Below are 11968 nucleotides of genomic sequence, written 5' to 3'. Positions count from 1 at the left end.
CCCACGCATGATGTGCGTGGCATTTCCCGGCCGCCATGGCGCTTTCCGACGCCATGGCGGCTTTTTTTCGCCCATCAGTTAACAGAATGTCACTTTTCGATGGCTGCAGGATGGCAAATCGACACCATACAGTCCGACGTTGCCATGAGAGTGTGTCCTACGGATGAATTCGGTACCCGATGGAATAATCAAGCCTCATTCAACGCAATACGAGGAGCTGACATGAACACCAAGACCACCGCCAAGATGACTGCCCTGTTTGCTACCCTGTGCCTGAGCGCCAGCGTGTATGCGCAAAACGCCGCCCTGACCCCGAACCAGCTGAGCCCGCAAGAAGCGGCGCCGGTCACCTCGGAATCGCTGCAGGCGAAATCGACCACCGGCGAACTGCACCCTACCCTGCCTAGCCACGCCGCCACCCAGACCGATCCGCAGCAACGCTACCAGACCCGTGAAGATGCCAAGATGGCCAGCGCCCAGCGCATGACCGATGCGGGCTGCGTCGACGCCGGCGTTGCCACGCCACCGGCGCAAACCGCCGCCCACGCAGGCAAGCACGACAACCGCCTGGCGAAAGCCGACTGCATGCGCCCGAACGCGCAGCCGATGGTGCGCTGATCGCCCGTCACCGTGCAGCAAGCGCGCGAGGCCGCCCGGCATGCCGGTGCGGCCTTTGCCGTTCATGGCCGCACTACGCTGGCGCGACGGACCGCCAGCGCAAAAAGACTTGGCCGCAGCAGCGATCAAATTCGCCCCGAGCGGCGTTGACGCGGTAAAATAGACGTTGACTATCCACTCATACCAACGCTATGAAACTCTCCAAACAACATTCGATGTACGAATCCGACCACACCCTGTTCATCAAGGAACTCAAGGCGAAGAATCCGGGTATCGAAGCAGGTCAGCAACAGGGCCGCGCCTTGCTGTGGGATCGTCCGCCGATCTCGCTCGACGAGCAGGAACGCCAGCTGAAGTCTGCCGTCAAGCAGCAAGCCTACGTGTACCAGAACAAGCTCTGATCACGGCGGACGCCACGCATGTTGCCAGATCCAGCGGCGGAAACGACGCAGGCCGGCACGGCTGAGGCCACCGCGTCCGTCGAAGCAGACAGTGCCGCCGCCACCGATGGTGCCGGCTACGCGCGGCTGTACGGCGAACCGCTGCTCAAGCTGCCCAACGACCTGTACATTCCGCCCGATGCGCTGGAAATTTTTCTCGACGCCTTCGAAGGGCCGCTGGACCTGCTGCTGTACCTGATCCGCAAGCAGAACTTCAACATCCTCGATATTCCGATGGCGCAGCTGACGCTGCAATACCTGCAATACGTGGACGAGATCCGCAAGTCCAACCTGGAACTGGCGGCCGAATACCTGCTGATGGCGGCCATGCTCATCGAGATCAAGTCGCGCATGCTGCTGCCGCAGCGGCAGGCCGAGCTCGACATCGAGGTGGACGATCCGCGCGCGGAACTGGTGCGGCGCCTGCTCGAATACGAGCAGATCAAGCTGGCCGCATACGAGCTCAACGCCTTGCCGCAGCTCGACCGCGACTTCGTGCGGCCGCAGATCCATATCGAGCAGAGCCTGGTGACCGTGCTGCCCGACGTCTCCCCCATCGACCTGCAGCAGGCCTGGCTCGACGTCATGAAACGCGCGCGGCTCACCCGGCATCACCAGATCAGCCGCGAAGAGCTGTCGGTGCGCGAACACATGACCGGCATCCTGCGGCGCCTGCAATCGACGCGGTTCGTCGAGTTCGCGGACCTGTTCGACGTGGCAGGCGGCGTGCCGGTGGTCGTGGTCAATTTTGTCGCCCTGCTCGAACTGGCGAAGGAAACGTTGGTCGAGATCACCCAGGCCGAACCGTTCGCACCGATCTATGTCCGGCTGGCGTATGCGCCGGTCTGAATTGTTTACCGAAATCATCCATGAAAATCATCACCACCATTGAAGAATTGCGCGACCAGCTCAGCGGCCAGCTGCGCACCGCCTTTGTGCCCACCATGGGCAATCTGCACGAGGGCCATCTGTCGCTGATGCGCATCGCCCGCAAGCATGGCGACCCGGTGGTCGCGTCGATCTTCGTCAACCGCCTGCAGTTCGGCCCCAACGAAGACTTCGACAAGTACCCGCGCACCTTCCAGGCCGACGTGGAAAAACTGGAAAAGGAAGGTGTGTACGTGCTGTTCGCGCCGACCGAAAAGGATTTGTACCCGGAGCCGCAGGAGTTCCGCGTCAGCCCGCCGGCCGACCTCGGCAACACGCTCGAGGGCGAGTTCCGTCCCGGCTTCTTCACCGGCGTGACCACCATCGTGCTCAAGCTGTTCTCGTGCGTACAGCCCAAGGTGGCCGTGTTCGGCAAAAAGGATTACCAGCAGCTGATGATGGTGCGCAATATGAGCCGCCAGTTCGCCCTGCCCACCGAGATCATCGGCGCCGAGACCTACCGCGCCGACGACGGCCTGGCCCTGTCGTCACGCAATATGTACTTGTCGGCCAGCGAGCGGGCCGAGGCGCCGGTGCTGTTCCAGACCCTCAATTTCGTGGCCGAAGAAATCCGCGCCGGCCATCTCGACGTGTTCCAGGTCGAGCACAAGGCGATGGACAGCCTGGCCCAGCGCGGCTGGCAGCCCGACTACGTCTCGATCCGCAAGCGCAGCGATCTGCAGCCGCCGTCGGCCGGCGACCTGGCGCAGGGTGCGCCGCTGGTGGTGCTGGCAGCCGCCAAACTCGGCACCACGCGCCTGATCGACAACCTCGAGATTTAAGGGGCTCAGGCCGGCGCAGGCGCCTACCCGGCCATCTGCTGGGCCCAGGCCAGCGCTTGCAGATGCGCCCGGTTGATGTCCTCCGGGCGCAGCTTGAGGGCAATGGCCAGCGCCGCCACCAGGTCGGAATTGAGTTCGCACGCTTCGGCCAGGGCCAGGTAAGGGCCGTAGCGTCCGCTGCGGGTCAGCAAGGCTTCGATCACGCCGTCCGGCAGCTGGACGGCGCCCAGCACCTCTTCCATCGTCATGCCCAGCAGGCGGTCCAGCAGCGAGAACATGCCGGCCACGAAGACCTGTTCGGCTTCGCTCTTGCCGAGCGTGTCGCGCGCCAGCAGCTCGGCCAGGCGGCCGCGCACCACGGCTGTTTCCAGCAGCACCGGCGAATAGCCATTGCTGCTGGCAGTCGCCAACAGCAAGGTCAGCCAGCGCTGCAGCGGCGCGTAGCCGAGCAGGGTCAGCGCCTGGCGCAGCGACTGCACCTCGCGCCCGGCGCCGAATCCGGCCGAGTTAATGAAGCGCAGCAGCTTGTACGACAGCGTCGGGTCGCGCCGCAGCACGGCCTCGATCTGCGCCAGGTCGGCATTCTCGCGCACCATCTGCATCAGCTGGACGATGAAGGTCTGGGCCGGGTTGAGGCCGCGCGCGCTGCTGCCCGGGCGCGGTGTCAGGTGCAGCTTGCCGACAAAGGCGTTCAGACCCAGCGCGGCGCAGGCGTCGAAGTCGGTCCAGTTGCTGACCGGGCGCGCCACCATGGTCAGGCCCGACTGCTTGAGCGCAGCGTAGGCGCGCGCCTGGGTGGCGACGTCGGCGCCGCTGAACCGCACTTCCACGTAGGAGGCCAGCGACGACAGGCGCAGGCCGGCCGGCGCGCGGGACACATGCCGCAGCAGGATGCCCACGCCGCCGGCGCGCAGCGCGTGGACCGCTTGCAGGGTATCGGGATCGGCCAGCACGGCGGCGGGCAGCGACAGCACCGTGCGCGCGGGTGGCATGCGGTGCAGCGCGTCGGCCGACAGCATCTCGGGCACGGCTTCGAGAAACAGGGTTTTGTCGCGCAGCAGCCAGGTGTCGCCGTCCTCGCCGCCGATCACGTGGCTGGCCACAAAGGTCAGCAGCGATTCGAGTGCGATCACCGGCGCGGGGGACGTGGGCGCTGCTGCGTGTGGCGCAGGCTGCTGCCAGGACAGTTCGTAGCCGACCACCCGCTGCTGCGGATCGAGCAACGGCTCGCGAACCAGGAAATGGGTATGGTGCATGGCCGTCCGTGGGCAGGCAGTGGCTGGTGGCCGGGCCGAGACCGCGTAAAGCTCTCCATGCCCGGCTGTTGCAACCGATAGGCAACAAACACCGGAACCGCCACGCTGGCGTGAGGGTTCCGTTCGTGACGATAGTGCTACAGCAAATTAAGCGTTGAGCTTTTCGAAAATCTTGTTCAGCTTTTCGTCCAGGGTGGCGGCCGTGAACGGCTTGACCACGTAACCGTTGGCGCCGGCCTGGGCGGCGGCAATGATGTTTTCCTTCTTCGCCTCGGCGGTCACCATCAGCACCGGCAGCTTGGCCAGGGCGGGATCGGCACGAATGTTCTGCAACATCGTCAGGCCGTCCATATTGGGCATGTTCCAGTCCGAGACGACGAAGTCGAACGACTCGGCGCGCAGCTTGGCCAGCGCCATGACGCCGTCTTCCGCCTCATCGACATTGGCATAACCCAGTTCTTTCAACAGATTTCGGACGATGCGACGCATCGTCGAAAAATCGTCAACAACTAAAAATTTCATCTTCGGATCAGCCATGAATTACTCCGTTGTTTCTTTACGCGGTTGTTAATATTGCCTACAAACTCCAAGCAAGTTGTAGGATAGCATTTTCGTTGCTCCAAGGCGAACAAAGTCGCAGTAAAACGTCACTGCAACCACAATTAGCGCCTTTAGACCCTCAAGGCACGCATGCCGTGTTGCGCCAGGTACCCTAGTACCATGCCAGGCAGTGCGGTCAGTGCACCAACCTCGTGCGTGGCGCCCACGGCGATCGCCTCGCGCGGCATGCCGAACACCACGCAGCTGGCCTCGTCCTGGGCAAAATTATGGGCGCCTGCGGTCTTCATTTCCAGCATGCCTGCAGCGCCATCCTTGCCCATGCCGGTCAGGATCACGCCGACCGCGTTCTTGCCGGCCGCCTGCGCTGCCGAGCGGAACAGCACGTCCACCGACGGCCGGTGACGGTTGACCGGATCGGCCTGGTCGATGCGGGTCATGTAGTTGGCGCCGCTGCGGGTCAGGTACAGGTGCGAGTGGCCGGGCGCGATGTAGGCGTGGCCGGGCAGCACCCGCTCGTTGCCCTGCGCTTCCTGCACCGAGATCTTGCACAGCGAGTCGAGCCGCTTGGCAAACGAGCGCGTAAAGCCTTCGGGCATGTGCTGGGCGATCAGGATGCCGGGGCAGTCCGACGGCATCTGCATCAGAAATTCGCGGATCGCCTCGGTGCCGCCGGTCGACGCACCGACGATGATCAGCTTTTCCGACGACAGCAGCGGGTTGCGCAGCGCCGACAGCGGCGCGCTGCCCGGCGCAGCAGCGCCGGCCGGCGGCAGCGTGCGGGCGCGCACGCGGGCCTTGGCAGCCGCGCGGATCTTGTCGGAGATGAGCTCGGTATATTCGCGCATCCCGGCCTGGATCGAAATCTTCGGCTTGGTGACGAAATCGACTGCCCCCAGTTCCAGCGCGCGCATGGTGATCTCGGAACCGCGCTCGGTCAGCGACGAGACCATCACCACCGGCATCGGGCGCAGGCGCATCAGCTTTTCCAGGAAATCGAGACCGTCCATCTTCGGCATCTCGACGTCGAGCGTCAGCACGTCCGGGTTATGCTGCTTGATCAGCTCGCGCGCCACCAGCGGATCGGGGGCGGTCGCCACCACTTCCATGTCGGGTTGACTGTTGATGATCTCGCTCATGACGCTGCGGATCAGCGCAGAGTCGTCGACGATGAGAACCTTGATCTTCATACGGGTGCTTTCTACGGATTAAAACAAGTCGATTTCGCCGCCCACCGGCGCCTTCTTCAGGCGGCTCGCGTATTCCACTTCACGTTTGGCCAGCGTATCGTTATGGGTCTGCATCAGCTTTTTCACCAGCACCTTGCCGGTGCGGGGGAAGAAATACACCTTGCGCGGGTGGATGTCGTTCAGGTCTTCGGCCACCACGCGGATGCGCTCGGTCTTCAGGAAATTGAGCACGAACGCCGCGTTGCGTTCGCCGACGTTGATCGCCGTAAAACCCTTGAGCACGGCGCCGCCGCCGAACACCTTCGCTTCCAGGTTCTCGCGCTTGGCGCCAGCCTTGAGCAGGTCGTTGATCAGCACTTCCATTGCATAGGTGCCGTAGCGCGCCGAGGCCGAGACCGGGCTGCCGTCGCCGCCGCCATCGGGCAGCATGAAGTGGTTCATGCCGCCCAGGCCCGTGGTGCGGTCGCGGATGCAGGCCGATACGCACGACCCGAGCACGGTCACGATCAGCATGTCCTTGTTGGTGAAATAATATTCGCCAGGCAGGATCTTGGCCGCTTCGCAGTCGAAGGTGCGGTCGTAATACAGGTTCGTGGCAAATTGTTCGAGGTCCATGACTGTTCCCTAGGCGCGGTGCGGGGACTTGGCAGCGGCCCGGTGTTTGTCGTCGAGCTCGTACACGGTCTTGCCGCGCAGCTTGAGCGCATCGGACACGTAGAGGAAGTTCTCGGAGTGGCCGGCGAACAGCAGCGCATCGGGCTTCATCAGCGGCACGAAGCGCGACAGGATCTTGCGCTGCGTGTCCTTGTCAAAATAAATCATCACGTTGCGGCAAAAGATCACGTCGAACTGGCCGCTCACGGGCCAGCTGTCGGCCAGCAGATTGAGCGGCTTGAAGGTGATCATATTGCGCAGCTCCTGGCGCACGCGCGCCTGGCCCTCGCGCTCACCCTTGCCTTTCAGGAAAAAGCGGCGGCTGCGCTCCGGGGTCATCTTGTCGAGCCGGTCCATCGTGTACACGCCGTTGGCCGCGTGGGCCAGCACGTTGGTGTCGATGTCGGTGGCGATGATCTGGCAGTTCGGCGTGAGCGTGTTGAACGCTTCGCAGACGGTCATGGCGATCGAATACGGCTCCTCGCCGGTGGACGAGGCCGAGCACCAGATATTGAGCGTCTCGCGCTTGCCCTTGACGTGGTCGGCCAGCAGCGGGAAGTGGTGCGCCTCGCGGAAGAACGACGTCAGGTTGGTGGTCAGCGCATTGGTAAACGCTTCCCACTCGTCGCCGAGGCGGCCCGCTTCCAGGTCGTCCAGGTACCTGGCGAACGAGCCGATGCCGGTGGCGCGCAGGCGCCGCGCCAGGCGGCTGTACACCATCTCCTGCTTGCTGTCGGCCAGCGAGATGCCGGCCCGCTTGTAGATGAGTCCGCGCACGCGCTCGAAGTCCCGGGCATTGAAATCGAATTCTTTAACGGTATCCTTAGTGTGCGGCATGGTGTGTCCTCGATCCAGCATGGCTTGTTGCGCTGCGCGTTGCGCCGGGCGCGTCCATCACGGCGTTCAAAATTCTTCCCATTCGTCGGCCAGCGGCTTGGCGACAGGCTTGGCGACAGGCTTTGCGGGCGGCTTAGGTGCAGCATTCGGTGCAGCATTCGGTGCGGCCTTGGGCGCCGGCGCGGCTGCGGCCGGCGCAGCCGGCTTGACGGCGCCGGGCAGGCGGGCAGCAGGCCGCGCCGCCGGACGGGCAACCATTGCCGCCGGGCGTGACGCGGCCGGTGCCGGGGCCGACGCGGCGCGGTATCCGCCGTCGCTGGCGAGCTTGAAGATGCTGACCGCGCGCGCCAGGATCTCGGCCTGCTCGTTCATGCTTTCGGCGGCAGCGGCCGCTTCTTCAACCAGTGCGGCGTTCTGCTGGGTCATCTCATCCATCTGGGTGATGGCCTGGTTGACTTCCTCGATGCCGCTGCTCTGCTCCTGCGTGGCGGCAGTGATCTCGCCCATGATGTCGGCCACCTGGCGGATCGAGGTCACCACCACTTCCATGGTCTGGCCCGCTTCATCGACGAGGCGGCTGCCAGTATCGACCTTTTCCACCGAGTCGTTGATCAGCTCCTTGATTTCGCGCGCGGCGCCGGCCGAGCGCTGCGCCAAGTTGCGCACCTCGGACGCCACCACGGCAAAGCCACGGCCCTGCTCGCCTGCGCGGGCCGCTTCCACGGCCGCATTCAGGGCCAGGATATTGGTCTGGAACGCGATGCCGTCGATCACGCCGATGATGTCCACGATGCGGCTCGAGCTTTCCTTGATCGAGCCCATGGTGGAGACCACCTGCGACACCACGTTGCCGCCCTTTTCCGCCACCGACGAGGCGGAGACCGCCAGCTGGTTGGCCTGGCGCGCATTGTCGGCGTTCTGGCGCACGGTGCTGGTCAGTTCTTCCATCGAGGACGCCGTCTCTTCCAGCGAGCTGGCCTGGGTTTCGGTGCGTGCCGACAGGTCGGCATTGCCGGCCGCGATTTCCTGGGCGGCCGTGGTAATCAGTTCGGAACCGGCGCGCACCTCGCCCACCGTCTTGGCCAGGCTCTCGTTCATGTCGTGCAGCGCCTGCAGCAGTTCGCTGGTTTCGTCGCGGCCCACCACCACCACTTCCGAGCTCAGTTCGCCGGAAGCGACGCGCTGCGCCACCACCACGGCACCGGCCAGCGGTGCCGTGATCGAGCGGGTGATCGCCACCGCGCACACCACGCCCAGCGCCACGGCTGCAGCGCCGAGGCCGAACAGCAGGTACATCAGCGAGCGCACGGCGCCCTCCGAGCTGCCGATCACCTGGTCGGAACTGGCCAGCTGCAGGTTGACCAGCTTATTGATCTGGCTCAGGGTTTGCTGGCTCAGCGGATCGATGCGGCCCGACAGGATCTTGGCTGCGCCTTCCGAATTGAACGCCAGGATCTGCGCCAGCGCTTCCTTGAAGGCGCTGTCGGTCTGGGCGTCGAGCTTGCCGATTTCGGCCAGCACACCCTGCTCTTCGCCGGACAAGCCCAGCGCCTGCAGGTCTTTCACGGCCTTTTCGTACAGCGCACGCTGGTCCTTGACCTTTTGCTCTTCCTTCTGCATCAGGCTGACATCCGATTGCAGGCCGATATTGCGCATGGCGATGCCGGTTTCCAGCATCGCGCTTTTCATCAGGCTCGCCTGCAGACTCTTGGCATTGGCCACGGTCAGGCCGTCTTCCAGGCGCTTGCTGTTGTTGTAGTTCAGGTAGTTGGTCAGCAGGACCATCGCTACCAGGATCGCCAGAATGGCGCCAAAGCCGGCACGCAGACGCGTACCAATCGTTACATCGCGTAAATTCATCGCTGTTACCCCGTTGCTCCATTGTTATACGCCACCGAAAACGTCCATCCGGTGGTGCTGCTAGTTTCTTCTGGCACGCCCTCTGTGGGGCACGCCGCGGGCAGGGACGCGTACCGCTTTGGGGCTGGGTTCAGGCCGCCAGTTGTTCCATCAAGCCCATTTCGGGGCTCAACATCAATTTGTCGATATTTACCAGGATCAGCATGCGCTCGTCGATGGTGCCCAGGCCGATCATGTAGTCGGAGCTGAAGGCGGTGCCCATCTCGGGCGCGGGCTTCACTTGCTCCGGGGTCAGCGTGGTGACGTCGGACACCGAATCGACCACCATGCCGACGATGCGGCCGCTGATGTTCAGGATGATCACGACCGTGAACTGGTCATAGATCGGCTCACCCAGGTTGAACTTGATGCGCATGTCCACCACCGGGATGATGATGCCGCGCAGGTTGATCACGCCCTTGATGAACTCGGGCGCGTTGGCGATGCGGGTCACGGCTTCGTAGCCGCGAATTTCCTGCACCTTCAAAATGTCGATGCCGTACTCTTCCGAGCCCAGCTTGAAGGCCAGGTATTCGTGGCCGGCGATTTCGTTGGCGCCTGTGGTCAATGCTTCGGACATGGTAATTCCTTTCTACGAAAAAATCTGTTCGTCGGCCAGCTGGCGCGACGAGCGTATCAGCGCTGCAACGTCGAGAATCAGGGAGACGCCGCCGTCGCCCAGGATGGTGGCGCCGGAAATGCCGGCCACCTTGCGGTAATTCGATTCCAGGTTTTTCACCACCACCTGCTGCTGACCGACCAGGTCGTCGATGAACAGCCCGGCCTTGCGGCCCTCGGTCTCGATGATCACCACGATACCCTGGCTGGGGTCGGTAAACCGCGGCACGATATCGAACATCTGGTACAGCGGCACCAGCGGCAGGTACTCGCCGCGCACCTTGATCACGCGGCCCTTGCCGCTGATTTCCTTGACGTCTTCCGGCGTCGGCTGCAGCGATTCGATCACAAACCCCAGCGGCAGGATGTAGACTTCCTCGCCCACCTTGATCGACATGCCGTCCAGGATCGCCAGCGTCAGCGGCAACGAGATCGAGATCGTGGTGCCGAAACCCTTGGCCGAGCGGATATCGACCACCCCGCCCATGGCCGTGATGTTGCGCTTGACGACGTCCATGCCCACGCCGCGGCCCGACACGTCGGTGACCGCGTCGGCCGTGGAAAAACCGGGCGCGAAGATCAGCTGCCACACTTCGGCATCGGTCATGGTGTCGCTGGCGGCCAGGCCGCTCTGCATGGCCTTGGCCAGGATTTTTTCCCGGTTCAGGCCGCCGCCGTCATCGGACACCTCGATGATGATGTTGCCGCCCTGGTGGGACGCCGACAGGAACAGGCGGCCGGCGTCGCTCTTGCCGGCAGCGCGCCGCACCTCGGGCATTTCGATGCCGTGGTCGATCGAGTTGCGCACCAGGTGCGTCAGGGGATCGACGATGCGTTCGATCAGGCCCTTGTCGAGTTCGGTGGCCGCGCCGTTGGTGATGAAATCGACTTTCTTGCCGAGCTTGGCAGCCAGGTCGCGCACCATGCGCGGGAAGCGCGAGAACACGAAGTCCATCGGCATCATGCGGATCGACATCACCGCTTCCTGCAGGTCGCGCGTATTGCGGGTCAGCTGGCTCACGCTGTTGAGCAGGCGCTCGTGCTTCATCGGGTCGAGCGTATCGACGCGCTGCTCGATCATGGCCTGCGTGATCACCAGTTCGCCCACCAGGTTGATCAGCTGGTCCACCTTTTCGATCGAGACGCGGATCGACGACGATTCGGCGCCGGCGTGGGATGCTTTCTCTTTTTCCTTCTCTTCCTTCTTGGCCGCCTTCTTTTCTTCTTCCTGCACGGTGGCCGGATCGGTCACGATGCCGGCGGCCGCGCGGATCTGTTCCAGCGGCTGGAAGAAACCGTAGCCGCGCGCATCGTCGCTGGCCGCCTGCGCATTGGCGCGGATTTCCTCGAGCGGCTGGAAGAAGCCGTAACCCTCGACGGCACCGGCGCCGCCGGCGCCCTGCTGCGGGTGCAGCGGCACGGCGTCGAAGAAGCCGTATCCGAGTTCGTTCTCGACCTTGCTGCGGGCCGCGTCTTCGAGCTGCTGCTGGGCGGCGTCGAGCGCCGGCAGTTCGGTCACCCGCATCTCGTCCGGGTTCAGCACGAACGAGCAGATGGCAATGATGTCGTCCAGGCTTTCGTGGGTGGTGACCACCATGGCGTTGCGGTCCTTGTCGAGCGGCGTGATGGAGACGTGTCCCATCAGGCCCAGCTCGGCGCCGAGCGCGGTCACTTCGCGGTGGTCCATCACCGGCAGCTCGAGCCGGTAACGGCGGCCGCCGCTGTGATCGACGACCGGCGTCTCGGCCACGCCGAACGAGGCCACGGCCACCGGCGACAGCGCCGCCACCGGCACGTTTTCCGTCAGCGAATGGAGCACCATGCGGATATTGCCGACCGCATCCTGGTCCACCTCGGCGCCATGGCGATGGCCGTCGAGCTGCATCTTGAGGATGTCCTTGGCGGCCAGGAAGGCGTCCACGTGCTCCGACGTCAGCGCCATTTCGCCTTTGCGGATGCGGTCGAGCAGGGTTTCCAGGATGTGCGTCACTTCCGCCATGTCGGTCACGCCGAACGTGGAGGCGCCGCCCTTGACGGAATGGGCGGTGCGGAAAATCGCATTGAGATCTTCGGCGTCGGGCGCGTCGACATCGACCGCCAGCAACAACCGTTCCATTTCAGCCAGCAGTTCCTCGGCCTCATCGAAAAAGACCTGGAAAAACTGGCTTATATCGATGGTCATGGTGCTA

At 63.8% G+C, this 11968-nt stretch carries 12 protein-coding genes; 4 read left to right on the top strand and 8 right to left on the bottom strand.

Annotated elements, in window-relative coordinates:
- Positions 1-222 precede the first annotated feature (222 nt).
- The 4 genes from ASF61_RS08225 to panC all read left to right on the top strand — a co-directional run bounded on the left by ASF61_RS08225 (position 223) and on the right by panC (position 2767).
- Complete coding sequence (locus ASF61_RS08225; protein ID WP_056153810.1) at positions 223-618, top strand: hypothetical protein; 396 nt, start codon at positions 223-225, stop codon at positions 616-618.
- A gap of 191 nt (positions 619-809) precedes the next feature.
- Positions 810-1019 carry a DUF3460 family protein gene (locus ASF61_RS08220; RefSeq protein WP_056153804.1) on the top strand — a complete coding sequence of 70 codons (210 nt, stop codon included), beginning with the start codon at positions 810-812 and terminating at the stop codon, positions 1017-1019.
- Positions 1020-1037: 18 nt separating this feature from the next.
- Entirely contained in the window at positions 1038-1907 is an 870-nt protein-coding gene (locus tag ASF61_RS08215; protein ID WP_056153803.1) for a ScpA family protein, read from the top strand.
- A 20-nt stretch (positions 1908-1927) separates the two neighbouring features.
- Positions 1928-2767: a pantoate--beta-alanine ligase gene (gene panC / locus ASF61_RS08210; RefSeq protein ID WP_056153801.1), complete on the top strand. Its 840-nt coding sequence runs from the start codon at positions 1928-1930 to the stop codon at positions 2765-2767.
- Positions 2768-2790: 23 nt separating this feature from the next.
- Here panC and ASF61_RS08205 read toward each other — a convergent pair whose 3' ends face one another.
- From ASF61_RS08205 to cheA, 8 genes are all read right to left on the bottom strand, one after another.
- Complete coding sequence (locus ASF61_RS08205; RefSeq protein WP_056153800.1) at positions 2791-4023, bottom strand: EAL and HDOD domain-containing protein; 1233 nt, start codon at positions 4021-4023, stop codon at positions 2791-2793.
- Positions 4024-4170: 147 nt separating this feature from the next.
- Entirely contained in the window at positions 4171-4560 is a 390-nt protein-coding gene (gene cheY, locus ASF61_RS08200; RefSeq protein WP_056153797.1) for a chemotaxis response regulator CheY, read from the bottom strand.
- A gap of 134 nt (positions 4561-4694) precedes the next feature.
- Entirely contained in the window at positions 4695-5771 is a 1077-nt protein-coding gene (locus ASF61_RS08195; RefSeq protein ID WP_056153795.1) for a chemotaxis response regulator protein-glutamate methylesterase, read from the bottom strand.
- Positions 5772-5789: 18 nt separating this feature from the next.
- Positions 5790-6386: a chemoreceptor glutamine deamidase CheD gene (gene cheD, locus ASF61_RS08190; RefSeq protein WP_056153793.1), complete on the bottom strand. Its 597-nt coding sequence runs from the start codon at positions 6384-6386 to the stop codon at positions 5790-5792.
- Between the two features lie 9 nt (positions 6387-6395).
- The gene (locus ASF61_RS08185) at positions 6396-7262 is read right to left on the bottom strand and encodes a CheR family methyltransferase (RefSeq protein ID WP_056153790.1); all 867 of its coding nucleotides are present in this window, start codon (positions 7260-7262) and stop codon (positions 6396-6398) included.
- Between the two features lie 66 nt (positions 7263-7328).
- Entirely contained in the window at positions 7329-9122 is a 1794-nt protein-coding gene (locus tag ASF61_RS08180) for a methyl-accepting chemotaxis protein (protein ID WP_056153787.1), read from the bottom strand.
- A 130-nt stretch (positions 9123-9252) separates the two neighbouring features.
- Positions 9253-9741, bottom strand: coding sequence for a chemotaxis protein CheW (locus ASF61_RS08175; RefSeq protein ID WP_056153783.1), 489 nt, complete (start codon positions 9739-9741; stop codon positions 9253-9255).
- A 12-nt stretch (positions 9742-9753) separates the two neighbouring features.
- Positions 9754-11961, bottom strand: a complete 2208-nt coding sequence (cheA, locus tag ASF61_RS08170) for a chemotaxis protein CheA (protein ID WP_056153781.1) — start codon at positions 11959-11961, stop codon at positions 9754-9756.
- Positions 11962-11968 lie beyond the last annotated feature (7 nt).

The organism is Duganella sp. Leaf126 (genome assembly GCF_001423125.1).
In the GTDB taxonomy this organism is placed as follows: Bacteria; Pseudomonadota; Gammaproteobacteria; order Burkholderiales; family Burkholderiaceae_D; genus Rugamonas.
Note: the sequence above shows the minus strand (reverse complement) of the source record. Positions and strands in the feature narration are given on the sequence as shown.